The organism is Sphaerotilus sp., assembly GCF_034519685.1.
In the GTDB taxonomy this organism is placed as follows: domain Bacteria; phylum Pseudomonadota; class Gammaproteobacteria; order Burkholderiales; family Burkholderiaceae_C; genus Sphaerotilus.
In genome coordinates this window covers 625,470-648,018 of the sequence record NZ_JAXHOF010000002.1, presented here as the reverse complement: position 1 = coordinate 648,018, position 22,549 = coordinate 625,470, and the positions used below count along the sequence as shown (strand labels likewise).

Annotated in this window: 23 protein-coding genes; 9 read left to right on the top strand and 14 right to left on the bottom strand. The window is 68.9% G+C overall.

Going from position 1 to position 22,549, the window contains the following annotated elements:
• The first annotated feature begins 109 nt into the window (after positions 1–109).
• Entirely contained in the window at positions 110–1,324 is a 1,215-nt protein-coding gene (locus tag U5O44_RS03485; RefSeq protein WP_322587062.1) for an ammonium transporter, read from the top strand.
• A 4-nt stretch (positions 1,325–1,328) separates the two neighbouring features.
• On the top strand, positions 1,329–2,102 hold the full coding sequence (locus tag U5O44_RS03480; protein WP_322587061.1) for a hypothetical protein: 774 nt from the start codon (positions 1,329–1,331) through the stop codon (positions 2,100–2,102).
• 15 nt (positions 2,103–2,117) lie between these two features.
• Here the strand turns inward: U5O44_RS03480 and U5O44_RS03475 are convergent, their stop codons facing one another.
• The 9 genes from U5O44_RS03475 to U5O44_RS03435 form a co-directional block, all read right to left on the bottom strand.
• A complete protein-coding gene (locus tag U5O44_RS03475) occupies positions 2,118–3,197 on the bottom strand; it encodes a FimV/HubP family polar landmark protein (RefSeq protein WP_322587060.1) in 1,080 nt (359 codons plus the stop codon).
• Positions 3,198–3,205: 8 nt separating this feature from the next.
• On the bottom strand, positions 3,206–3,955 hold the full coding sequence (locus U5O44_RS03470) for a phosphate/phosphite/phosphonate ABC transporter substrate-binding protein (protein ID WP_322587059.1): 750 nt from the start codon (positions 3,953–3,955) through the stop codon (positions 3,206–3,208).
• Positions 3,952–4,446: a PAS domain-containing protein gene (locus U5O44_RS03465; RefSeq protein WP_322587058.1), complete on the bottom strand. Its 495-nt coding sequence runs from the start codon at positions 4,444–4,446 to the stop codon at positions 3,952–3,954. The genes U5O44_RS03470 and U5O44_RS03465 overlap by 4 nt, the downstream gene beginning before the upstream one ends.
• A gap of 30 nt (positions 4,447–4,476) precedes the next feature.
• On the bottom strand, positions 4,477–4,839 hold the full coding sequence (locus U5O44_RS03460; RefSeq protein ID WP_322587057.1) for a roadblock/LC7 domain-containing protein: 363 nt from the start codon (positions 4,837–4,839) through the stop codon (positions 4,477–4,479).
• 76 nt (positions 4,840–4,915) lie between these two features.
• A complete protein-coding gene (locus U5O44_RS03455; protein ID WP_322587056.1) occupies positions 4,916–5,557 on the bottom strand; it encodes a hypothetical protein in 642 nt (213 codons plus the stop codon).
• A gap of 20 nt (positions 5,558–5,577) precedes the next feature.
• A complete protein-coding gene (locus U5O44_RS03450; protein WP_322587055.1) occupies positions 5,578–6,114 on the bottom strand; it encodes a GTP-binding protein in 537 nt (178 codons plus the stop codon).
• Positions 6,115–6,128: 14 nt separating this feature from the next.
• Complete coding sequence (locus U5O44_RS03445; RefSeq protein WP_322587054.1) at positions 6,129–7,754, bottom strand: hypothetical protein; 1,626 nt, start codon at positions 7,752–7,754, stop codon at positions 6,129–6,131.
• 97 nt (positions 7,755–7,851) lie between these two features.
• Positions 7,852–8,475: a hypothetical protein gene (locus U5O44_RS03440; protein WP_322587053.1), complete on the bottom strand. Its 624-nt coding sequence runs from the start codon at positions 8,473–8,475 to the stop codon at positions 7,852–7,854.
• Between the two features lie 35 nt (positions 8,476–8,510).
• Positions 8,511–8,900, bottom strand: a complete 390-nt coding sequence (locus U5O44_RS03435) for a bactofilin family protein (RefSeq protein WP_322587052.1) — start codon at positions 8,898–8,900, stop codon at positions 8,511–8,513.
• 550 nt (positions 8,901–9,450) lie between these two features.
• On the opposite strand from U5O44_RS03435, the gene miaB reads away from it, so the two are divergent.
• Positions 9,451–10,845 carry a tRNA (N6-isopentenyl adenosine(37)-C2)-methylthiotransferase MiaB gene (miaB, locus tag U5O44_RS03430; RefSeq protein WP_322587051.1) on the top strand — a complete coding sequence of 465 codons (1,395 nt, stop codon included), beginning with the start codon at positions 9,451–9,453 and terminating at the stop codon, positions 10,843–10,845.
• On the opposite strand, the gene U5O44_RS03425 is transcribed toward miaB, so the two are convergent.
• The 3 genes from U5O44_RS03425 to U5O44_RS03415 all read right to left on the bottom strand — a co-directional run bounded on the left by U5O44_RS03425 (position 10,835) and on the right by U5O44_RS03415 (position 14,055).
• Entirely contained in the window at positions 10,835–11,203 is a 369-nt protein-coding gene (locus U5O44_RS03425; protein WP_322587050.1) for a hypothetical protein, read from the bottom strand. The two genes, miaB and U5O44_RS03425, sit on opposite strands and share 11 nt — an antisense overlap.
• 184 nt (positions 11,204–11,387) lie before the next feature.
• Positions 11,388–13,130: a hypothetical protein gene (locus U5O44_RS03420; protein WP_322587049.1), complete on the bottom strand. Its 1,743-nt coding sequence runs from the start codon at positions 13,128–13,130 to the stop codon at positions 11,388–11,390.
• Positions 13,131–13,164: 34 nt separating this feature from the next.
• Positions 13,165–14,055: a hypothetical protein gene (locus U5O44_RS03415; RefSeq protein WP_322587048.1), complete on the bottom strand. Its 891-nt coding sequence runs from the start codon at positions 14,053–14,055 to the stop codon at positions 13,165–13,167.
• 245 nt (positions 14,056–14,300) lie between these two features.
• On the opposite strand from U5O44_RS03415, the gene U5O44_RS03410 reads away from it, so the two are divergent.
• Positions 14,301–16,358, top strand: a complete 2,058-nt coding sequence (locus tag U5O44_RS03410; RefSeq protein ID WP_322587047.1) for a sensor histidine kinase — start codon at positions 14,301–14,303, stop codon at positions 16,356–16,358.
• Here U5O44_RS03410 and U5O44_RS03405 read toward each other — a convergent pair.
• Positions 16,264–16,914 (bottom strand): response regulator transcription factor, encoded by a 651-nt coding sequence (locus U5O44_RS03405; RefSeq protein ID WP_322587046.1) that lies wholly within the window; start codon positions 16,912–16,914, stop codon positions 16,264–16,266. The two genes, U5O44_RS03410 and U5O44_RS03405, sit on opposite strands and share 95 nt — an antisense overlap.
• Positions 16,915–17,020: 106 nt before the next feature.
• Between U5O44_RS03405 and U5O44_RS03400 the strand changes: the two genes are divergently transcribed.
• Both U5O44_RS03400 and U5O44_RS03395 read left to right on the top strand, forming a co-directional pair.
• The gene (locus U5O44_RS03400; RefSeq protein ID WP_322587045.1) at positions 17,021–17,947 is read left to right on the top strand and encodes an MBL fold metallo-hydrolase; all 927 of its coding nucleotides are present in this window, start codon (positions 17,021–17,023) and stop codon (positions 17,945–17,947) included.
• Between the two features lie 9 nt (positions 17,948–17,956).
• Positions 17,957–18,910 carry a LysR family transcriptional regulator gene (locus tag U5O44_RS03395; protein WP_322587044.1) on the top strand — a complete coding sequence of 318 codons (954 nt, stop codon included), beginning with the start codon at positions 17,957–17,959 and terminating at the stop codon, positions 18,908–18,910.
• On the opposite strand, the gene U5O44_RS03390 is transcribed toward U5O44_RS03395, so the two are convergent.
• Positions 18,899–19,195, bottom strand: coding sequence for a hypothetical protein (locus U5O44_RS03390; protein ID WP_322587043.1), 297 nt, complete (start codon positions 19,193–19,195; stop codon positions 18,899–18,901). The two genes, U5O44_RS03395 and U5O44_RS03390, sit on opposite strands and share 12 nt — an antisense overlap.
• Positions 19,196–19,296: 101 nt before the next feature.
• Between U5O44_RS03390 and hemA the strand changes: the two genes are divergently transcribed.
• The 3 genes from hemA to prmC are packed head-to-tail and all read left to right on the top strand — an operon-like array spanning position 19,297 to position 22,495.
• Positions 19,297–20,580, top strand: coding sequence for a glutamyl-tRNA reductase (gene hemA / locus U5O44_RS03385; RefSeq protein ID WP_322587042.1), 1,284 nt, complete (start codon positions 19,297–19,299; stop codon positions 20,578–20,580).
• Positions 20,577–21,659 (top strand): peptide chain release factor 1, encoded by a 1,083-nt coding sequence (gene prfA / locus U5O44_RS03380; RefSeq protein ID WP_322587041.1) that lies wholly within the window; start codon positions 20,577–20,579, stop codon positions 21,657–21,659. Before hemA ends, prfA begins: the two co-directional genes overlap by 4 nt.
• Before the next feature lie 14 nt (positions 21,660–21,673).
• Positions 21,674–22,495 carry a peptide chain release factor N(5)-glutamine methyltransferase gene (gene prmC, locus U5O44_RS03375; RefSeq protein WP_322587112.1) on the top strand — a complete coding sequence of 274 codons (822 nt, stop codon included), beginning with the start codon at positions 21,674–21,676 and terminating at the stop codon, positions 22,493–22,495.
• Positions 22,496–22,549 lie beyond the last annotated feature (54 nt).

The window sequence follows — 22,549 nt, the reverse complement described above, 5'->3', positions numbered from 1 at the left end:
TGCATCTAACGACTCGTGATTTTTTCACTTTCGTTCCATACAAGTCACTGATGTGACTGGCATTGGCCTTGCATCCTGCCGGGACTCAAAAACAGCGGGGCGCACGCCAATGAACGAACTGATCAACCTCGTCTGGGTGGGCATCTGCACCGCCCTCGTGTTTTTCATGCAAGCGGGTTTCGCGCTGGTCGAAGGCGGTCTGTCTCGGGCCAAGAACTCGATCAACGTGATCATGAAGATCTACCTGGGCACCTGCTTCATCGGGGTGAGCTTCTGGCTGGTCGGCTACGGCATCGCGTTCGGTCCCTCCGTCGAGGGCATCTTCGGTGGCGGCAGCTTTGCCCCGCAGTCCCTGAGCGGCACGGACACCCTCGGCCTGCTCTACCAGATGATGTTCGCCACGACCGCGGTGACCATCGTCTCCGGTGCCGTGGCCGAGCGCATGCGCTACAGCGCCTACCTGGCGTTTGCCGTGCTGATGGCGCTGGTGATCTACCCGGTCTACGCCCACTGGGCCTGGAATCCAGGGGGCTGGCTCAAGACCATGGGCTTCGTCGACCTGGCCGGTGACGGCGCGATCCACTCGGTCGGCGCCTGGTGCTCGCTGGCGGGGCTGATGGCTCTCGGGCCGCGTCTGGGCCGATTCGGCAAGAACGGCGAAGTGCGCGACATCCCCGGCCACAACCTGCCGATGGTCGCGCTGGGCGGCTTCATCCTGTGGCTGGGCTGGTTCGGCTTCAACGGTGGCTCGATCGCGGGCGTGGAGAGTGGCCAGCTCGGCACCGTGCTGCTCAACACCTACCTCGGCGGCTGTGCAGGCGGCATCGGCGCGCTGGCGTTCATGCGCTTCACGGGCCGCCCCATCCTGATGAGCGCCTCGGTCAACGGCAGTCTGTGCGGACTGGTGTCGATGACGGGTGGTGCGGCGGTGTTCAACCCGATGACCGCCATCCTGACCGGCCTCATCGCAGGGGCGCTGTGCACCTGGGGCGCCGAGGCCCTGCGCAGGCGCCGCATCGACGACACCGTGGACGCGATCGCGGTCCACGGCCTGGGCGGCACCTGGGGCCTGCTCGCCGCCGGGCTGTTCTTCCAGGGCGACATGTTCAACGGGGGCCGCGTGATGGTGCAGGCCATCGGTGCAGTGGCGGCGTTCGCCTGGGCCTTCCCGATGGCCTATGTCTGCTTCAAGCTGGTCGACAAGCTGATCGGCCTGCGCGCACCGACCCTGAACGAGCAGCGCGGCCTCGACTACACCGAGCACCACGAAATCGGCTACCCGGAGTTCCAGAACTCGCCGGGCCAGCTGCACAAGGAATCCTGAGCCGATGGCCACCCAAGCCCTGTCCCAGCGGCGTCGCGCCGCCTATGCCGTGCTGTCGCCCCTGCTGGAGGAAGACGCGCTGCTGGATGCGCTGCGGATGCAGCACCAGTCGATGCGCGGCGACTCGGTGTCGGACATCATCGGCTACATCGACCAGGTGGCCGCGCGCCACAACATCGATGCCGCCAGCCGCAAGAAGCTCTACGAGGCCTACTACAAGGCCCTGAAGCAGCCTGAAAGCGAGCTGCCGATGGATCCCTGGCCGCTGATGCAGATCGGCACCCCTGCCGTCCCGGTCGCGACACCGGCCGCAGCGCCAGCCGCCCTGGCTGCCGCCGCACCGGTGGCGGCTATCACGCCCGTTGCGGCCGCCCTGCAGGCCACCGCACCGGCCCTGCCGGCCAGCCAGATGCTGCCGCCGCCGTCACCGGACCGCGCGGTCTGCGCCGAACTGCTGCGCAGCGCCATCGCCGACGTGCAGCGCTTCCACGGCATCGCCATGTCCGACCTGCGCAGCAGCGCGCTGGAGCAGATCGACCAGGGCCGTCTCTCGCAGCCCGTGCGCAAGCAGGCCCGGGATGCGTGGGCGCAGCCGCTGCAATCGACCTGGGTGATCGACGGCACCCCGGCGGAGCTTTCGCAGCTGGTGCACCAGTTCTATGTCGCACTGTGCGAGGCACTGGGTCCGATCGACGCCGACCAGGTGCTCACACGCGCGGTACGGGCGGCGGAGCAGATCCCTGCCGCCCGCCAGTTCTCTCCCCGGAAACTGATCTGATCTGACGTCTGGGCCTCAGCCCATGCGCGCCAGCAGTTCGGCGGCTTCTGCCGCATGGCGCCCAGAGCCCTCCCGCATCACCGCATGCAGCAGCGCCTTGGCGTCATCGACACGGCCCAGTTCCAGGCTGGCACGGGCGATCTCCAGCTTGAGCGCAGCCTGCTCGGCCAGACGGGTCACATCCACATCGTCGTCCGTCGCCGCCGCGTGGCGCACCAACTGGGTGGCCACCTGGGAGGTTTCCACCGAACGGGCCATTTCGGCTGCGGCATTCGAGATGTCGAACACGCGCGGACCGCCACTGCGGGTGGCGCTCAGGGTGTTGGTGAAGTCCTGCGGCGAGGCGTCCGGCTGGAAACCGGCACGCCGACGGCGCCACAGGATCACCCCCCCCGCCACACCCCCGAGGACCAGCAGCCAGGGCAGCACCCGTGCGGACGACCCTGCGCCCCCCTCGACCGCGCTGGCAGCGCTGGCGGTACCGGAGGCCCCCTCGACCGGCGTCGGCACGGTGGGCGCGACCGCCGAGGCCACGGGCGCCACGGGCGCCACGGGCGCCACGGGGCGCGCAGGCTCCGACGCAGGTGCAGGCACAGCAGGCGCAGATGCGGCAGCCGGTGCAGACACCGGTGGCGGTGGCGGTGGCGGTGGCGGTGCTGGCGGCTGCGGTGCTGGTGGTGCCGGAGGCACATCGCCTGTCACGGCACGCGGTGCCAAGGGCGCCAGCACCGTGCCACTGCGCATGGCCTTCAAGTGGTCATCCACCAGCGCCACCGCGCCCGCACGGTCCTCGGCGAGCACATCGGCCCGGCCCGGCAGCGTCAGGGGAACGCCCTTGCGCAGACGGTGGATGTTGCCCTTGACGAAGGCCTCGGGGTTGCGGCGCAGCACCGCCACCATGTATTGCTGGCGGGTCGCGCCCACCGCAGGCGCCTGCTGACCCGCGATGTCCCAGAGGTTGTCCTGCTCGACGGTCGTGCGCTGCACAGGGGCGGCCGCACCTGCACCAGCCGCCACGGTCTGGGCAAGGATCGGCCCGGCCGACAGGGCCAGCGCAAGGGTGAGGAGGTGACGCTTCAGGGGAGGTGGCAACATGTGCGTTTTCACACCATCAAGGTGTCCATCAGGTCGATCATGAACTCGGTGTCTTCCTGGTCCTGCCGGTCCCAGCCACTCAGGCCCAGGGCCTGCAAGGTGGCCCGGCCATCCGAGCCCGGATCGGACATGCCCAGCACCAGCGCCTGCAGCGCATCGCGCAGTTCGGCGCAGCGAGGGCCCACCAGCAGCACATGGTGCACCAGACTGATCTGGCTGGTCATCACCGGGCGCAGCTGCCGACGGATCGGAGCACTCAGATCATCAAACGCTTCCTTGAGAAAAAATCCGCAATCGGCCTTGCCCTGAAGCAAGGTCCGGGCGAGCACGACATAGGTCGAGACCTGCTGCGTCACCGTGTTGTCGCGCCCCAGATCGGCCGACTCCAGCAGGATCATGCCGATCAGGTTGACGTCCGGATCGCGGGTCACCGCCAGGCGCAACCCAGGCTGCAGTTCCTCGACCGACTGCACGGGCGAGTCGGCCGGGACAGCGATCACCACCTCGTCGGCCTTGCCACGCGGTGCGGCAATGGCGACAAAGCCCTTCTCGCGCACCAGCATGGCCGCGTCGTAGGGGTTGGCGTAGATCAGGTCGACCTTGTCGTCGGCAATCGCCTTGCGCTGGGCCGAGAAGTCCTCGTACAGCTCCAGATGGATGCGCACGCCCAGCTTGCGCTGCAGCCAGGTGTTGAAGACATACCAGCCGGCGATGTGCTCGGGCGAGAAGTCGGGGCTGACGGTCAGTTCCAGGGTCACTTCAGCTCCTCGGCGCGCATCCGTGCGTACAGCGCAGCATATTCGTTGACCTTGGCGCGCGAGGGTTTGCGGCGCACGGAGGTATAGCCCACGACACGCCCCTCGCGCACATTGGGAATGGCCGTGGCGAACACCCAGTAGTGGGCGCCGTCCTTGCGCAGGTTCTTCACATAGCCCTGCCATTTGGCGCCTCGGCCCACCGTGTCCCACAGATCCCGGAACGCGGCCGCCGGCATGTCCGGATGGCGCAGGATGCAATGGTTCTCGCCGATCAGCTCGTCACGCTCGTAGCCGGACAGGTCCACGAAGGCCTGGTTGGCATGCGTGATGATGCCTGCGGGGTCCGTGCGCGACACGATCAGCATGCCGTCCGGATACGGCACTTCCTGGTCGTTCACCAGCACGCGCCGGGTACGTCCGTCGTGGTAGCTCAGGGTCAATTCGCGGTGCGTGGCAACGGGAACCAGATCCACCTCTCTCATGTCGGTCATCATCGATTTCCCTCGATCTCGACAGACCGATCAGATGACCTTGCTGATGGCGTCCGCCGCACGCTTGACGTCGAGGAAGATCAGGCCGAGCCGCGAATTCGGCTTGCACAGCGCCGTCAGCACCGAGTCCTTGCCGGCATAGGTCATCAGCACATAGCCCTTGGCGCCCTTGACCAGCACCTGCTCCAGCTCGCCACGGGCAAGCTCGCGCGATGTGCGGTCACCCAGCGACAGCATGGCAGCACTCATGGCACCGACACGGTCCTCGTCCATGCCGGCAGGCAGCATCGAGGCCATCATCAGACCGTCCGTGGACAGCACGGCAGAGGCTTCGATGTCGGCGGTGGATCCGTTGAGTTCGCTCAGGATCGAGTTCAGCAGCTCTTCACGCATGGGGCAGTTCCTTGGGGAAAAAAATGGGAGATCGGGGGAGGGAAAGGGAATTCAGGTCACGTCGGATCAGATCGGATCAGATGGCCGTGTTGCCATAGCGCACACCCAGCGTCCACACCAGCGTGGTGAAGGCCTCCTGGTTGAAACGCGGCATGCCGCTGACGATCAGGATGAAGTAGTCGTCACCGAAGTACAGCGGCCAGAACCCCACTTCGCAGTAACCGGAGGCGTTCACCATCCCCCAGCCATCGCTGCGCAGGCGCATGTTGCCGTGCAGCAGACGCGAGTGGCGCTCGTGGACACTGGCCAGATCGCCACCGAGCGCGGCGAGTTCCTCGGCCGTCTCGTGCGCGAAGCCGGCGGTGCCCAGGTAGAGGCCGCGCTTGTCCGCCAGAATGGCCTTCCCCTCGTCGGACAGCTGCGACAGCAGCGGTGGCAGCATCGCCTCGATCGAGTCCGGCGGCACCTCCACATGCATCGGCAATCCCTGCACGAAGCCGGAGGACTGCAGACGGTAGATGAACTCCAGCGCGTCCTGCTGGCCCATCGACATCCAGTCCTGCACCAGATCGGCGGTCAGGCGCGGCGTTTCCGACTCGCGCAGCAGCCGCTGCAGGAACAGCCGCGCCGGATCACGGGTGGGCCGGCTGGCGGCGTAGTAGGCACCCGCCGGCGTCGGGTGGAGAAAGAACTCGCCAGTGAGCGTGTAGTGGTCCATGGAGGCGCGGGGTTCCCGGGTCAGAGGGTCGGATCGATCTGGAGCAGCAGCGCCTCGATCAGCGTCGAGACATCGGTGCGCTGGCGGGCGTCCACCTCGAAGATGGGCGCGGACACGTCCAGCTCCGCCAGTTGCCGCACGTATTCGTCGATGGTCGGCGTCGGACGGGCGTCCATCTGCGTCACCCCGATCACGAGTCGGGTGCCGTCGATGAACTCCTTGAACGCCTTGATGTAGAAGCGCATGTCCTCGAACGGCGTCGGGCGCGTGTTGTCCAGCAGCAGCACCAGGCCGATGCCGCCCTTGGTCAGGATGTCCCACATGAAGTCGAAGCGTTCCTGGCCGGGCGTGCCGTACAGGTGGACCTTCTCCTTCGGACCCAGACGGATCATTCCGTAGTCCATGGCCACGGTGGTGGCGGACTTGCGCTTCTGGGTCATGTCCGACGCGTGTTCGTCGGTACGGATCGGCTCGATGTCGCTGATCGAGGCGATGGCGGTGGTCTTGCCTGCACCGACGGGGCCGGTGAAGATGATTTTGTGATCGGTTTGGGCCATGTTGCTTATCAGGCTTATTTGTTCAGCCAACCGAACAAGCGTGTCAGCAGACCACGGTTGTTCTTGGTCTTGCGCTGAGCCCTGCGGACCTGCGCGCCATCCTCCGTGATCAGGTCCAGCGCCAGTGCCGCGTTGTAGAACGCGAACACATGCCGCTGGGCGATCTTGAGCGTCTGGGCCGTCTCCAGCAGCCCGGCGCCCTTGGTGGTCCAGAGTGCCGCGATGCGCAGCGCGTGCGGCGTGCGGTGCAGCCGGGTCAGGTTGGGCCACTGCTTCAGGTAGACCGGCGCCACGGGATCGACACCGACCGGCAAGCGGCCCGCCGAGGTCTCCAGCGCGGTCTGCCACAGCACATGGTCGAGCCGCTGCACCAGCGCCTTCTGCTCCAGCGTGCCCTGCAGATCGGCGAACTCCTGCCGGCTGAACGCGCGGGTCTTGGGTCGCTTGTCGAGCGGCTGGTTCACGAGGCCGGCCAGTTGCGCGGCCGTGAACTCGCAGTAGATCAGGTTGGTCGTGCCATCGACGGTGATGCGGCCGGCGGGGCTGTCCAGGTGGGTCGGCACCTGCCACTTGCAGCTCACCAGGTAGGCATCCTTGAGGACACCGACCAGGTGCTGGGCCGGGTCATAGCGGGTGCTGCTGTCGGCCAGCTGCGCCGCATCCGCGACATCCGCGCGCGTACCGCAGTAACGCGCTTCGTGGACCAGCTCCTCAGGGCGCGGGCGCCGGTGGCCATGGGCATCCTGTTCGGCAGGCGCCACGGCGGCCGGCGACGGCGCGGGGGGTGCCACAGGCGCTGGCGAAGGAGCCGGCACGGAAGCGGGCTTGGCCGCTGCGGCCTTGGGCTTGACTGGCGCGACCGGGGGAGCTGGCGCTGGCGCTGGTGCGGGCACAGGCGCCTGTACCGGTACCGGTGCCGGGGCAGGCACCGGGGGCGCAGGAGCGGGCATCGGCACGGGTGGCACCACAGCAGCGACCACAGGCTCAGGAGCGGAGGTCGGAGCCGGCACGGCCACAGAGGCCGGCGCCGGGACAGGCGCAGATTTGCCAAACAGCCGGCGAATGAATCCACCCAGGCCACCCGCAGGCGCCGGAGCAGGCGCGGCGGCCACCGGCCGGCTCGGCGCAGGCGCCGGACGCACGGCGGCAGGTCGAGCGGGCGCCACTGGCGCAGGCGGCGGCACGGGTGGCGGACTTTCCGTCCAGGTCGACGCCGCCACGGCAGCCACTGCGGGGGCAGGCACGGGCACGGGCACGGGCACGGGGGCCGGTGCAGGCACCGGCGGTGCCGGCGCCACGGCAGGCCGCACCACCGCAGTCGGACTGCCCGCCGGGGCACTCCAGCGCCGCGTGCGCAACTCGGCCGCAGCCGCCAGCAGGGCCGCCGGCGTCACGGGCTTCTGCACCCAGATGGCCGAGGCCACTTCCTGCGACTGGGTCGACAGCGCGATGCCTGGACCACCCCGCAGGGCATGCCAGGTTTCCCAGTGCTGGCGGGATTCGAGCGTGTCAAAGTCGAAGATGGCCACTTCGGCCGCGTCTTCGGTCGAGGGCGCGAAGCTGCTGCGCCCTGTGCTCGAAAAGAAGAAATCCAGCACCGCCTGGGTGCGTGGAGGCAGGGACAGAAGGACTACCTTCAATCGGGTTTGCAGCTTGGTGGCTTCCACTGACTACAGGCTCAAGGTCATGAATAGGTCGATCGGCTGGGCAGGTCTGCATGGAGCGTCCGGAGACAACTCAGGACCAACCCGACGGCAATGCGCCGTGGCGGGCCACGAGCTTGTCGGCCATCTCGGCCTTGCCTGCGTCATCCCGGCTGTGCTGGTAGATCGCCAGCAGCTCTCGGTTGACCTCCTCGTTGTCCGGCTCTTCCAGCAGCGCGGCCTCCAGCATGCCACGGGCGCCCGCCAGGTCTCCGTATTCCAGTAACGACATCGCCTGCTGGAATGGCGTCTCCTGCGCCACTTCCCGGCGCTGCAGGCCGACCATGCCCAGCGACCCCACGACCGCCGTGTCGAGCACCGACCAGCGCTGCGTCGGCAGCTGCGCGCCACGCGACAGGCGGGTGTCGAGGTGGAGACGAAGAAAATGCGCATCGTCCGGGTCGAGCCAGGCTGACGCCTGCTCCAGCAACTGGCGGCGCAGGCTGCGGCCGTTGTCACCGAGCGCGAGGAACAGGTCCACCAGCGCACCGAAGGCCCGGTCCGTCATTGGCGGGCGGCTGGCCAGCAGCACACGCCGCGCATGGGCTTCGATGTCGAGCGGATCGCGTGCGATCTGCATCGAGAAATGGCGCCAGGCATCCTGCACGTCCATGCCCGACGGGCAGTCCAGCCGCCCGGCACGGGCGAACACGAACATGGGGTCCGACCCCCCGGTCACCGACTGAACACCGCTCATTGGATTGCACCCGCCATCTTGTGTTTGACCAGGTGGCCTTCGACCACCGCGCCCTTCTCGATCTCGATCGCGCCATAGTGCACGTCGCCGTCCACCTGCGCACTGATGCGCAAGTCCACGAGGCCACTGGCATACACCGTGCCCATCACCCGACCAAACACGATCAGGTGCGAGACCCGGACATCGCCTGCGACACTGCCCCCGTCCCCGATCACCAGCGTGCCGGGCACGACGGACGAGACGAGCACATCGCCCTCGACATGGCCGTCGATGCGCAGGCCACCGGCGAAGGTGAGGTCACCTGTCACGGTGGTGCCGGGCCCGACCAGACAGTCGATGCGCTCCTGCACGGGGTCACCCCGCGGTTTCGTACGGCCGAATCGCATGGTGCGGTGCCCCCATCGTGGCTGCTGCTGAGCGTTGATTGACCGGTTCATATCGGCAACTTCATCCAGGACTGCAGAGGCTCGGATCGACAGGCTGCGGGTGAAGGCCGGTACACCTTGGTGCGGTCGATGGTAACCACGTCCGCTGCACACCATGCCGTGGTACGGGTCCGCGCCCCATGAACCAGGGAAGCTGATCCGCGAAAAATCGCTTTGCATCGCTTAGCACACGCCATTGGCCACCCGCCGAAAATGAAATTTCTGATATTTTCAAAAAATGCATCAAATCCCACGCATCCCCTCGATTTGAACATGCCAGCCCGGGCAATCGATTCGGCAGTGGCTCACAAATTGAGCCCCACCGTCACTATTGCTACCTTTGGTCACGATTCGGTACCAATGAGACCCGGCGTAAGATCCCGGAAGCAGCCTCTGGATCTACACCACGCAACGCTGCGCCCTGGACGCACGCAGGCAACGCGGGTCCGTTCGGGCGTTCGTGCGCGGGCAGGACCGGCGGCACCTCCACCAGCCTCCTCCCCGGTTCGCCATGTCCACTGACACCCGCCCCGCCCTGCCCCTCGACACCGCCACGCCACCCGCCGCGACAGGCAAGAAGGTCTACATCCGCACCTTCGGCTGCCAGATGAATGAATACGACTCGGACAAGATGTCCGACGTGATGCGCGCCGCCGAGGGCTACACCCCGACCAACGACCCCGAGGAAGCCGACCTGATCCTCTTCAATACCTGTTCGGTGCGCGAGAAGGCGCAGGAGAAGGTGTTCAGTGACCTCGGCCGCGTGCGCCACCTGAAGGCCAAGGGCGTGATGATCGGCGTCGGCGGCTGCGTCGCCAGCCAGGAAGGCGCGGCCATCATCGAGCGTGCGCCCTATGTGGACGTGGTGTTCGGCCCGCAGACGCTGCACCGCCTGCCGCAGCTGCTGGCGCAGCGCAAGGCGATCGGCCGCCAGCAGGTCGACATCAGCTTCCCCGAGATCGAGAAGTTCGACCACCTGCCCCCGGCGCGGGTCGAGGGCGCCTCCGCCTTCGTCTCGATCATGGAAGGCTGCAGCAAGTACTGCTCATACTGCGTCGTGCCCTACACGCGCGGCGAGGAGTTCAGCCGGCCGTTCGAGGAGGTGCTGACCGAAGTCGCCGGACTGGCCGACCAAGGGGTCAAGGAGGTCACGCTGCTCGGCCAGAACGTCAACGCCTACCGCGGCACGATGGGTGGCACCAGCGAGATCGCCGACTTCGCGATGCTGATCGAGTACGTCGCCGAGATCCCCGGCATCCAGCGCATCCGCTACACCACCAGCCACCCCAACGAGTTCACGCAGCGCCTGGTCGATGTCTACGCCAAGGTGCCGCAGCTCGTGAACCACCTGCACCTGCCCGTGCAGCACGGCAGCGACCGCATCCTCGCCGGCATGAAGCGCGGCTACACGGTGCTCGAATACAAGAGCACGGTCCGCAAGATCCGCGCGATCCGCCCGGACATCAGCCTGTCGACCGACTTCATCGTCGGCTTCCCTGGCGAGACCGACGACGACCACGCCCGCACGATGAAGCTGATCGAGGACATCGGCTTCGACGCCAGCTTCAGCTTCGTCTTCAGCCCGCGCCCCGGCACGCCCGCCGCCGCACTGCACGACGACACGCCGGCTGACGTGAAGTTGAAGCGCCTGCAGCACCTGCAGGCCACGATCGAGGACAACGTGCGCCGCATCAGCGCCAGCCGCGTCGGCACCGTGCAGCGCATCCTGGTCGAAGGCCCGAGCCGCAAGGATCCGACCGAGTTGATGGGCCGCACCGAGTGCAACCGCATCGTCAACTTCCCCGGCGGGCCGAACCCGGCGCGGCTGGTGGGTCAGATGCTCGACGTGCAGATCGTCAGTGCCATGCCGCACTCGCTGCGCGGCGAGGTGTGCATCACCCGTTGAGCGAGCCCGCCGGCACCCGCCAGCCACGCTGGCGGATCGACAGCGCCAGCGCGCTGCCACGGTCCTCGGCGGTCACCGTGTCGGCGTGGCGGTAGCCCTGGCCCTGGAGGTGGCGGGCCAGCCAGGCCTGGCCTTGCCAGCCGACCACCAGGTGACAGACAAACACGGCCACACCCGCAAACGCCACATGGACCGGCAGCAGCAACACCAGCAGGCTGCTCAACTCCACGGCGCCCAGCCCCCACATCTTCTTGCGGAACCCCCAGAAGCCGCCCAGGCAGAAGGCCCGCCACGACCATCCTGGCTTGACGCAGTCGAGTGCGCCCGAAGGGTGTCTGTACACCTTGAATTGCTTCATGTCCCGGTCCTGCCCCGCCTGGGAGGCGGTGTGTGTGGTGAGCGTTGTGCGCCGCCGATGCTACGCACAACACCGGGCATGCGCGCCCCCTGAAAGATGGGGCGATCTGCCGCGATCTGAGGCCTATCTCGGGTGATTTTTCAGATTCGCCGCTGCTGCGCCATGCGCCCCACCGCCATGGGCATCACTGTGTGACCGTGAACGAGAACACCGGCGACTGCGTTGCGGTCGGCACCGAGTACGTCACCGACAGCCCCGTGCCCAGCAGCCGAAGATTGACCCACTCGCGGAAGCTGACCAGCGTGCCGCTCGGTGTGGGCGAGGAGCCTGCCGCCAGGTGGGTCCAGCCGGTGCGGGGCCAGTTGTGCTGGATGGTCTGGTCATGGCTGTCGTCGGTGGCCAGCAGCGGGTTGCGGATGGTGCGCACATAGCTGTCCGTGGCGGCGTCAACGCTCTTGGTGCGGTAGGTCGTTTCGCCGAATGTGGTCGCACTGGCGGCGCTGGCCATGTCCATCGATGCGCCCCAGGAACGGCTGGTGCCCAGACTGGGCAGCGTGCGGGCGACCTTGGGCGACGCGAAACCGAAGGTACCGCCCTGCCCGATCCACATGAGCATCACGTCGCCACTGCCGGTGCGATACGCGAACCAGCGATCGGTCCAGGGGTCGGCCGGATCAGTCGAGGTCATCGTGAATCCGCCCGCCGTGTTGACTGACAGCTTCGGGAGTGGGCCAGCAAACGGTGTGCAGGTCCGGGCCAGCACTTCGCCAGGTTGGCACGATCCCGATTCGATGGCCCCGCTCACATTCAGCCGAAAGGTCACGCCATTGCCGGCCACGACACCCTGGCTCGACTCCACCTGCATCATGTTGTACTCGCCCGCCAGATCCGCCAGCGACTGCTCGGGAAACCCGATGCCGAGGCGCTTGACACCGCTGATCGTCGAGGACACGAGCATCACGCCACCTTGCGAGACAACGACCTCTGCCGGGCCACCGTTCAGGCCGGTGCTGCCCTTGTAGCGGCAGGTGCCGTTGGCGGTCACCGAAGTCGTTGAGCCGTTCGCGTTGCTGAACGTCATCGTCTGGGCATCCAGTGTGATGCGCGACACGGTGCCGAAATCGCCATCGGCCTTCAGCTCAGCCGGCGCAATCCAGACGAACCGCAAGGCCCCACTGCGTACGGCCGAGCAGTTGCTCGCCTGCGGCTGGCTCAGCAGCTCGGCCGGCAGCCGCACCGTCGGACTGGCCTTCGCGACCGCAGTCACGAGCTGTGCCAGCGTCGTGCCCCCCGTCGTCAGGCCAGCCTCCAGTCCGGCCAGCACTTCGCCATAGGGGTTGGCGGTCTGGGAGGTGCCAACGGGAACAAGAGGCGCCGTGATCGGGTTGCCGATGCCCGCAGTGTTGATCCCGCGAGCGGTCAGGTCCGTCTGCACCGTGCCGAGCGCCGCCTCGGCGCGGGCCGGGGTGACCAGCGCCCCCATGTCCGCACCAAAGTTGTCGTAGAACGTGGCCGGCGCGCCGCCCGCCATGCTGGCCACCACCAACTGCGTCAGCGGTGTCAGGTTGGCGGTCGCCGTGCGGCCCGTGCCGGTGGCCACCGAGTACAGATCCCCGTCGGTCGTGCCCTTGGCGCGCAGCACGCAGGGCAGCTGCCCGTCGGTGACGGTCACGGTGTAGCTGCCGTCGGCGTTGCTGGTGGCTGTGCCGGTGCCGCTGGCGCACTTGACGTCCACGGAGTTGCCCGTCGCCACGGCCCGCGCCGCCACCACACCCGACAGCGTCAGCGGGCCGAGCGTCGTCGTGCCCCCGGTCGTGCTGTCGCTGCCTCCCCCGCCGCAACCGGCCAGTGCAACCAGAGCGGCGGCGGTCGCCAGCGTCTTCATCGTCGCGGGCAGGCCCGCTCGGTTCGTCTGCATCGTCTTCATGGTAGTTTCCTTTCGGTGATTCAGAACGCAGGGTTCACAGCTTCCAGAGCAATTCGAGCCCGACCGCCAGCCCGTCGAGCCGGCTGCGTGGCAGTTCCAGACTGGCGCCTGCCGTGTCGCGCGACCGTTCCGCCCGGCTGAACTTGACCCAGCCGCCCAGGTGGACGTCGTCCAGGACGGCCCGGCTGTAGCGGGCTTCCAGCGTCAGGTCGTATCCGCCGAGGCCGGTGAAGCGGGCCTGCGGAGAACTGGTGCTCTCCACCCGGCGCCACACCGGCACGCCCACCATCGCCCGCAGGCTGTAGTGCTGCGGCTGGTGGCGCACCGCCTCGGACTCGATCGCCGCGCCCAGGGCCAGCACGACCTCGGCGGAGGTTTCCTCCGAGGTCTGGCCGTTGACGATGCGGACCAGTCCGTCCGGACCGCTCTCGTAGGCATAGCGCCGGAACGACTGCGAGTGGAACTCCGGCCCGCCGAGCAGGAAGAACTGGTCCTGCCACCGGTGGTGGACCAGCATCCGCGTGCGGGACGACGACAGGCGAAAGCGGTTGGTCTGCAGGGTCGGGCTGCTCAAGGTCACGCCGGCCACGACCGGTCCCGTCGCCTGCCAGGTCTCGGTGGCGGTGCGGGGCGCGAAGGTGGTCTCGTTGTCCAGCGACAGCAGCCAGTCGGGCGTGACCGCGTAGAGCGCGCCGGTGACCAGCAGCGGGCTGGAGGCGGTGACCTTGCTGCGGATCGGCATCAGGCTCACGTCCTCCCGGTAGTGGCTGTGCAACTGCGACAGGCCAATGAAATACGAGAAGCCCTTGTCGTCCAGCGCTTCGGCGGTCGTCGGCAGCTCCGGAGCCGCCCAGGTACCTGTGGCCGCGCACAGCAGTGCCGCAGCGATCGCCAGGAATGTCTTGTTTGTGTTCGTTGTGTGCATGGGAGCCCCCTTGGGAACAATTCAGGCATCAGGGTGATCGGGCATTGAGGCCTCGGACACCGCCGATCCGCAGCGTCCTTCAAGGCATCGCCAGCGAACGTTACGCAGCCCCCGCGGCGGTGGCGTCCACCAAATGGCTGACCCCCCGCGCTGCCGTCCCCGACCTCTGCGCCAGATCAGCCCGGCTGCACGTTCTCCCGTCGGCGCTCCGCCAGACCTCCCGCCACCGGTCTAGGATGGTCCGCATGGACACCCTCGGCGCAACGACTGCGGACGCCCGGCCCGCGCTGTACCGGGCACGGCTGGTCCGGCTGGCGGTGGCGTTCGCGGCGTTGCTGCTGGCCTTGCCCGTGGTGCTCGGCCTGCTGCCCTTGTCATCGCCCGCCCAGCCGAGTGCCACCGCCGCCGTCACCGAGATCCGGCGGGCCGCCTTCACCGACAGCACCGGACAGCAGCACCCGGACCTGCCCCTGCCCGACACCTGGACACAGCGCGGACAGCCTGCGGGGCAGCCCGGCCGCTACACCCTGCGCTTCACCCTCACCACCGCGCCGGGCCACGACACGGTCTGGGCACTGCATGCCGAGCGGCTCTCGAACCGCCACGCGGTGCGCCTGAACGGCCGGCTGGTGGCGGACACGCTCGGCCTGCAGCCGTACAGCGTGCGTCGGCCGGTGCCGGTGCTGCTGACACTGCCCGGCGACACGCTGCACACGGGCGAGAACACGCTCGACATCACCGTGCAGACCGGCGAGCGGGCGGGCCTGTCGCCGGTGGAGGTCGGGCCGATGGAGGCGCTGCTGCCGCGCCACCACCAGTTCCTGCGCTGGTACGTCGACCTGCCCCGGATGCTCAATGCGGCGGGCGCGGGCATCGCGCTGTTCATGCTGCTGCTGTGGCTGTACCGGCGCCACGAGACGCTGCTGGGCAGTTTCGGTGCGGTGGCGCTGCTGGCCTGCCTGCGCAACCTGAGCTACTACAGCCCGGACAGCCCGCTCCCCGGAGCGTGGGCCGACCTGCTCTTCTACCTGGCGCAGGTCGCCAGCGCCGGACTGCTCGGCCTGTTCGCGATGGCCCGCACGCAGCACCGACCGCGGGGCTATGCCCGCACGCTGGGCGTGGTGCTCGGCGTGCTGCTGGTCTGTGGCCCGGTGGCCGCGCTGACGGGCACGATGCCGCTGGCGCGGCGCTGGGCCTACCCGCTGCTGCTGCTGTCCTGCCTGCCGGCGCTCTGGCTGCTGCTGCGGCACGCCCTGCGCCATCCGTCCCGGCGCACGCTGCAGGCCCAGCTCGCCGGCTGGGGGCTGGTGCTGGCCGCCGCTGCGCACGACTACGCCTACCAGACTGGCCATCTGGCGATCACGCACCAGTACGCACTGCCGCTGGCGGTGCCGGTGCTGGTGCTGGCGTTCTCGGTGGCGCAGTTGCGGCGCCTGATGCGCGGCATGGACGAGATGGACCGGCTCAACACCGCGCTGGAGACCCGCGTGGCCGAGCGCACGCAGGCGCTGGACCAGGCGCTGCAGGCCCGCTCGCGCTTTCTCGCCGCCGCCAGCCACGACCTGCGCCAGCCGATGGCCACGCTCACGCTGCTGCTGCAATTGCTGCACGACCGCGTCCACAGCGCCGACCGGTCGGCCCTGCAGGCGCTGTCGCAGCGGCTGGACAGCGCCTGCGCGGCGATGAACCGGCTGATCGCCGGGCTGCTCGACCTGTCGCGGCTGGACGACGGCGGACTGGTGGTGCGTCGGCAGGCGGTGGCGCTGCAGCCGCTGCTGCAGGACATCGTCGGCCTGAGCGACGAGCTGGCCCGGGACAAGGGCCTGCGGCTGATCCTGCACCCCACGTCGGCCGTGGTGGACAGCGACCCGGTGCTGCTGGCGCAGATTCTGCGCAACCTGGTCGGCAACGCGGTGCGCTACACCGACCGCGGCGGGGTGCTGGTCGGCGTGCGGCCCTGCGGCGCGCAGGCCGTGCGCATCGTCGTGCAGGACACGGGGCCGGGCATCGACCGCCCCGGCCAGGCGCGCCTGTTCGACGAGTTCGTCCGGCTCCGGCCAGCCACCCGCACCCCGGAAGCCCACGGCGCGGGACTGGGCCTGGCCATCGCCCGGCGCAGCGCGGACCTGCTCGGCGCGACGTTGACCCTGGACTCGGTGCCGGGGCGCGGCAGCCGCTTCAGCCTGGTCGTGCCGCGCCTGCGCGACGTCAGTGACCCGACGGTGCCACCGGCATCGGCATCGGCGCGGACGTGTGCAGGCCCAGCCGCACCGCCGCCACCACCGCCTGGGTCCGGCTGTTGACGTCGAGCTTGCGGAAAATGGCCTGCAGGTGTGTCTTCACCGTCGCCTCCGACACGTCCAGCTCGCGGCAGATCAGCTTGTTGGACTTGCCCGCCAGCAGCAGCCCGAGCACTTCCTGCTGGCGCTCGGACAGGCCCTCGACCCGCTCGTCGTGGCGCGCGGCGGACTCACGGCCGAGCAGCGTGCGCTGCAGGGCGTCCACCAGCGTCTCGGCCCGGCTCGACTTGGACAGGAAGCCCAGCGCACCGCGCTGGCGGACCTCCCCGGCCATCGACTCGTCGACCGTGCCCGACACCACCATCACCGCCAGCCCCGGCCGCGCTGCACGCAGGCGCTCCAGCGTCATCAGGCCGCGGCTGTCGCGCAGCTCAAGGTCCAGCACGACGAGGTCGATCGCCGCTTCCTCCGCGCAGCGCCGCAGCGCCACATGCAGCGAGCCCGCTTCGAGCACCCGCACCTGCGGCAGGCGCTGGCGCAGCACCAGCGCCAGGCTTTCGCGAAACAGCACCTGGTCGTCGACCAGCAGCAGGGTCTTGAGGTGGTGGATGTGGTTCATGTTGTGTCGCTCCCCCTGGCGCCCGGACCACCTGTGAGCAGGTGACAGCGCCCGGGCCACTTCATTGTGAGAATGGCAGCCTCGGATCCCTTGACCCAAAGCAAGCATGACCACCGCCCGACTGCCCGACGACCTGACCCTGCTGGAGCGCGGCTGGCTCTCCTCCAACAACCTCCTGCTGCACGGCGCCCCGGGCGAAGGCGCCACCCTGATCGACACCGGCCACAGCGTGCACGCCGCACAGACCGTGGCGCTGGTGGCACACGCCCTGGGCGACGCGCCGCTGGCGCGCATCGTCAACACCCACCTGCATTCGGACCACTGCGGCGGCAACGCCGCGCTGCAGGCGGCACACCCGGCCATGTCGGTCTGGATCGCGCCAGGCCAGGCCGATGCGGTGCCCGGCTGGGATCTGGACGTGCTGACCTACCGCACCACGGGCCAGCGCTGCGACCGCTTCCGGCACGACGGCGTGCTGCGCCCGGGCGACGTGCTGCACGCGGGCACACGGGCCTGGGATGTGCTGGCAGCGCCAGGCCATGACCCGGATTCGCTGATGCTGTTCGACGCGCAGGCAGGGGTGCTGGTCTCGGCGGACGCGCTCTGGCAGAACGGCTTCGGCGTGGTGTTTCCGGAGCTGGACGGCCTCGACGCCTTCGACCAGGTGGCCGAGGTGCTCGACCTGATCGAGCGGCTCGACGTCCGCACCGTCATCCCCGGACACGGCCCGGCCTTCACCGATGTCGGCCCCGCCCTGCAGCGGGCCCGTCAGCGCCTGTCGAAATTTGTTGCCAATCCGCCGCTGCATGCCCGACATGCGGCCAAGGTTCTGTTGAAATACCACGTGATGGAAGAGCGTCAACAAGCTCTCGAAGACCTGCTGAACTGGGCCGAAGGCACCCCGCTGGTGATCGGCACCCTGGCGAGGGCAGGACTGCACGAACCGGTGCGGACCAGTTGCCAGACCTTGCTGACCGAGCTGGTGGCCTCGGGCGCCTTGCGCATCCAGCAGCAGGAGGTCCACGATGTCTAGGGAGTTTCCATGGATCATTTGCGCGCGATGCGGGTCTTCGCCCGTGTCATCGACGAGGGCAGTTTCGCGGGTGCCGCCCGTGCCCTCGACCTGGCCCCTGCGGTCGTGACCCGGCTGATCGCCGAACTCGAAGAACACCTCGGTGCACGCCTCATCCAGCGCACCACCCGCAGCCTGGCGCTGAGCAGCGTCGGCGAGCGCTACCTGGAGCGGGTGCGCCACATCCTGGCCGATGTCGACGAGGCCGAATCGCAGGTGCAGTCGGTCGCGGAGTCGCCGCGGGGCCACCTGCGGGTGATGGTGCCCTCGGCCTTCGCCGTGCACCAGCTCGCCAAGCACCTGCCCGCCTTCCACGCCGAATACCCCGACATCACGCTGTCGCTGACCTCGACCATCGAGTTCAGCGGCCCGGACGACCGCCACGACATCACCGTGATGGCACTGCGGGATGCCCCCGGGGGCGAATTCGTCGCGCGCCGGCTCGCGCGCAGCGAGGTCATCCTCTGCGCAGCCCCGGGCTACCTCGACCGCACCGGGCGACCCGACTCGCCTCGGTTGCTGGACCAGCACCAGCTGCTGCTGCCCCCGGCGTCGATGGTGCAGCGCGACGTCACGTTCGTGCACGAGGATGGTCGCGCCGCGGTGCGCGTGAGCCCACCGCACCGGCCATTGCTGACGACGGCGCACACGGACACGCTCTATGCCTCGGCGCTGGCCGGACTGGGCATCGCCGCGCTGATGTCGCTGGTGGTGGAGGACGCGCTGCAGGAAGGCGCGCTGGAGCGGGTGCTGCCCGGCTGGCACGCGATGAGCTTCGGGCTGTGGCTGACGATGCCGACCCGCAAGCATGTGCCGGTGCGCACGCGGGTGTTCTGGGACTTCCTGCTGCACACCTTCGGCGGCGAGGACCGCGACCCCTGGCAGGCTCACCCGCGTTGCAGCGGGGCGCCCTCACCCGGCTGAGGGAAGCCGCCGGCGCGGCCCGAACGCCGCCCACCACAGCGCCAGCGCCACGCCGACGACCTGGGCGGCGTAGGTGGACATGCGTCCGTCGCGTCCGAGCCACACCAGGAAGATGATCTGGATCAAGACTGCGACACCCACCGCCGGCCACGCCAGCCGTTGCCAGCGCACTGCCCGCAGCGGGCGCCACCATGCCAGCTTGCACAGCGAGGCCGCGATCAGCCCCAGGCCGACCGGCGTGAGCAGGAAATTGAACAAATGCCAGAGCGCGTCGAGTGGGCCCATGTTTCAATCCACGCCCTTTCGGGGCGAATCTGGGGAAAGTTTCAAAAAATGCAGCGGCGTGAAGGAAAGCGCAGGCCAGTGCGGAATCTTACAATCACGCCATGAGCGTCTTTGCCCTGAGCTTGAACCACCACACCGCGCCGGTCGACCTGCGCGGTCGTTTTGCGTTCACGCTGGAGCAGATTCCGGCCGCCTTGCACGGGCTGCGCCAGGGGCTGCACCGCGCCGCGCCCGAAGCCGCGCTGCTGTCTACCTGCAACCGCACCGAGCTGTATATCGCCGCCGGTCCCGGCGACAGCCACGCGCTGGTGCGCCCGACGCTCGAATGGCTGGCCACGCACGGCAATGTGTCCGCCGACGAGCTGGTGCGCCACACCCATGTGCTGGAGCGCCAGGAAGCCGCCCGCCACGCCTTCCGCGTCGCCTCGGGGCTGGACTCGATGGTGCTCGGCGAGGCGCAGATCCTTGGCCAGATGAAGCAGGCCGTGCGCGAGGCCGACACCGCCGGCACCCTGGGCACGACGCTGCACCAGCTCTTCCAGCGCTCGTTCTCGGTCGCCAAGGAGGTGCGCACCTCCACCGAGATCGGCGCGCACTCGATCAGCATGGCGGCCGCCGCCGTCCGGCTCGCCGGGCAGCTCTTTGAAGACCTGAGCAAGATCCGCATCCTGTTCGTCGGCGCGGGAGAGATGATCGAACTCGCCGCGACCCACTTCGCCGCCAAGGCCCCCAAGCACATCACCATCGCCAACCGCACGCTGGAGCGCGGCGAGAAGCTGGCGAACCAGTTCGGCGCCGAGGTGATGCGACTCTCAGACCTGCCGGCGCGGCTGCACGAATTCGACGCCGTCATCTCCTGCACCGCCAGCTCGCTACCTCTGATCGGCCTCGGCGCCGTGGAGCGGGCGCTGAAGGCACGCCGCCGCCGCCCGATCTTCATGGTCGATCTGGCCGTGCCGCGCGACATCGAGCCCGAGGTGGCGCAGCTCGACGACGTCTACCTCTACACCGTCGACGACCTCTCCGCCGTGGTGCAGACCGCTGGTGAAAAGCGCCAGGCCGCCGTCGCGCAGGCCGAGGCCATCATCGAGTCCGGCGTACAGAACTTCGTCCACTGGCTGGACCAGCGGGCCACCGTGCCGCTGATCCAGGCCGTCAACGCCCAGGCCGAGCACTGGCGCCAGATCGAGGTCGCCCGCGCCCGCAAGCTCATCGCCAAGGGCACTTCGCCTGATGACGCGCTTGAAGCCCTGGCGCGCAGCCTGACCCAGAAGATGCTGCACGGCGCCCTGGCCGAGCTGCACAACGCCGACCCCCAGCAGCGCGCGCGGATAATCGAGGCGGTGACGCGGCTCTTCCTGCGCGGCGACAACGTGCCCCGATGACCCCGTTCCTGCGCCTGCAACTCGACCGCCAGCTCGTCCGCCTCTCCGAACTCGATGCCGCGCTGGCCGATCCGCAGGTCGTCTCCGACATCACCCGCCTGCGGGCGCTGACCCGCGAACACGCCCGCGTCTCGGCATTGACCGGGCGCTGGACACGGCTGCAGCAGCGCGAGCGGGATCTGGCCGAGGCCCGGCAGATGCTCGACGACCCGGAGATGGCCGACATGGCCGGCGACGAGATCGCCGCGGCCGAGGCCGACATCGCCACCCTCGACGCCGAGCTGCAGACCGCCCTGCTGCCCCGCGACGCCGACGACGACCGCAACGCCTTCCTCGAAATCCGCGCGGGCACCGGCGGTGACGAGTCCGCACTGTTCGCCGGCGACCTGCTGCGCATGTACCTGCGCCACGCCGAGCGCCAGGGCTGGAAGACCGAGCTGATGTCGGCCAGCGAATCCGACCTCGGCGGCTACAAGGAAGTGGTCGTGCGCATCGAGGGCGACGCGGTCTACGAGGCGCTGAAGTTCGAGTCCGGCGGGCACCGTGTGCAGCGCGTGCCGCAGACCGAGACGCAGGGACGCATCCATACCAGCGCCTGCACGGTGGCCGTGCTGCCCGAGCCGGACGAAGCCGAGGAGGTCACGCTGAACCCGGCCGAGCTGCGCATCGACACCTTCCGCGCCAGCGGCGCGGGCGGGCAGCACATCAACAAGACCGACTCGGCCGTGCGCGTGACGCACATTCCCACCGGCCTCGTCGCCGAATGCCAGGACGACCGCAGCCAGCACCGCAACAAGGCCAAGGCGCTGGCCGTGCTCGCCGCGCGGCTGCGCGACAAGGACCGGCTGGAGCGCCAGGCCAAGGACGCCGCGACCCGCAAGGGCCTGATCGGCTCCGGCGACCGCAGTGACCGCATCCGCACCTACAACTTCCCGCAGGGCCGCCTGACCGACCACCGCATCAACCTGACGCTGTACAAGCTCGGCGCGGTGGTGGAAGGCGATCTGGACGAGGTGATCGCCGCGCTCAAGGCCGCACGCGCTGCGGAATTGCTGGCCGAGATGGAAGCGCAGGGGTGACGGCGGTGGCGGCGATGAACGTCGCCGAGGCGCTGGCACTGGCCCGCACGTTCGGCCTGCCGCGCAGCGATGCGAATGTGCTGCTCGGCGCGCTGCTCGGCCGTTCGCGCACCTGGCTGCTCACGCACGACGATGCCCCGCTCGACGCAGCGCAGCAAACCCGCTGGCAAGACTGGCTCGCCCGCCGCGCCGATGGCATCCCCGTGGCCTACCTCACCGGCCAGCACGAGTTCCACGGCCTGCTGCTGCACGTCACGCCCGACGTGCTCGACCCACGGCCGGACACCGAGACGCTGGTGGACTGGGCGCTGGAGGTACTGAACACCCGCCCGCCCGGCGCCAAGGTGGTCGATCTGGGCACCGGCAGCGGCGCGATCGCGCTGGCGATCCAGCACCGTCAGCCAGACGCCGTGGTCAGTGCTGTCGATCTCAGCCCCGCCGCGCTGGCCGTGGCACAAGGCAATGGCGAGCGGCTCGGCCTGCGCGTGCGCTGGCGGCTGGGGGCGTGGTTCGCACCGCTGGCGGGCGAGCACTTCGATCTGGTCGTCAGCAACCCACCCTACATCGTCGAGGGCGATGCGCACCTGCCCGCGCTGCGCCATGAGCCGACGCTGGCGCTGACCTCCGGCGCCGACGGGCTGGACGCGATCCGGCAGATCGTGGCCGACGCGCCGGCACACCTGCAGCCTGGGGGCTGGCTGCTGCTGGAGCATGGCCATGACCAGGGGCCTGCCGTGGCCGCCCTGCTCGACGCGGCAGGGTGGCGCGGCACAGACCGGCGAAACGACCTCGCGGGCCACTGGCGTTGTACAGGCGCCATGCGGCCCACTGGCTGAGCCACCCGTATTCCCAATTCGTGCACACCCCGACCCATGTCGCAAGCACACGTT

Excerpts from the sequence above, each read along its gene's own strand:
- U5O44_RS03455 (WP_322587056.1), bottom strand. The coding sequence starts at position 5,557 with ATGGACCACTACACGCTCACTGGCGAGTTCTTTCTCCACCCGACGCCG.
- U5O44_RS03465 (WP_322587058.1), bottom strand. The coding sequence starts at position 4,446 with ATGACCGACATGAGAGAGGTGGATCTGGTTCCCGTTGCCACGCACCGC.
- U5O44_RS03400 (WP_322587045.1), top strand. The coding sequence starts at position 17,021 with ATGACCACCGCCCGACTGCCCGACGACCTGACCCTGCTGGAGCGCGGC.
- U5O44_RS03410 (WP_322587047.1), top strand. The coding sequence starts at position 14,301 with ATGGACACCCTCGGCGCAACGACTGCGGACGCCCGGCCCGCGCTGTAC.
- U5O44_RS03415 (WP_322587048.1), bottom strand. The coding sequence starts at position 14,055 with ATGCACACAACGAACACAAACAAGACATTCCTGGCGATCGCTGCGGCA.
- miaB (WP_322587051.1), top strand. The coding sequence starts at position 9,451 with ATGTCCACTGACACCCGCCCCGCCCTGCCCCTCGACACCGCCACGCCA.
- U5O44_RS03480 (WP_322587061.1), top strand. The coding sequence starts at position 1,329 with ATGGCCACCCAAGCCCTGTCCCAGCGGCGTCGCGCCGCCTATGCCGTG.
- U5O44_RS03435 (WP_322587052.1), bottom strand. The coding sequence starts at position 8,900 with ATGCGATTCGGCCGTACGAAACCGCGGGGTGACCCCGTGCAGGAGCGC.
- U5O44_RS03425 (WP_322587050.1), bottom strand. The coding sequence starts at position 11,203 with ATGAAGCAATTCAAGGTGTACAGACACCCTTCGGGCGCACTCGACTGC.
- U5O44_RS03485 (WP_322587062.1), top strand. The coding sequence starts at position 110 with ATGAACGAACTGATCAACCTCGTCTGGGTGGGCATCTGCACCGCCCTC.
- U5O44_RS03390 (WP_322587043.1), bottom strand. The coding sequence starts at position 19,195 with ATGGGCCCACTCGACGCGCTCTGGCATTTGTTCAATTTCCTGCTCACG.
- U5O44_RS03440 (WP_322587053.1), bottom strand. The coding sequence starts at position 8,475 with ATGTTCGTGTTCGCCCGTGCCGGGCGGCTGGACTGCCCGTCGGGCATG.
- prfA (WP_322587041.1), top strand. The coding sequence starts at position 20,577 with ATGACCCCGTTCCTGCGCCTGCAACTCGACCGCCAGCTCGTCCGCCTC.
- U5O44_RS03450 (WP_322587055.1), bottom strand. The coding sequence starts at position 6,114 with ATGGCCCAAACCGATCACAAAATCATCTTCACCGGCCCCGTCGGTGCA.
- U5O44_RS03460 (WP_322587057.1), bottom strand. The coding sequence starts at position 4,839 with ATGCGTGAAGAGCTGCTGAACTCGATCCTGAGCGAACTCAACGGATCC.
- U5O44_RS03420 (WP_322587049.1), bottom strand. The coding sequence starts at position 13,130 with ATGAAGACGATGCAGACGAACCGAGCGGGCCTGCCCGCGACGATGAAG.
- hemA (WP_322587042.1), top strand. The coding sequence starts at position 19,297 with ATGAGCGTCTTTGCCCTGAGCTTGAACCACCACACCGCGCCGGTCGAC.
- prmC (WP_322587112.1), top strand. The coding sequence starts at position 21,674 with ATGAACGTCGCCGAGGCGCTGGCACTGGCCCGCACGTTCGGCCTGCCG.
- U5O44_RS03475 (WP_322587060.1), bottom strand. The coding sequence starts at position 3,197 with ATGTTGCCACCTCCCCTGAAGCGTCACCTCCTCACCCTTGCGCTGGCC.
- U5O44_RS03405 (WP_322587046.1), bottom strand. The coding sequence starts at position 16,914 with ATGAACCACATCCACCACCTCAAGACCCTGCTGCTGGTCGACGACCAG.
- U5O44_RS03395 (WP_322587044.1), top strand. The coding sequence starts at position 17,957 with ATGGATCATTTGCGCGCGATGCGGGTCTTCGCCCGTGTCATCGACGAG.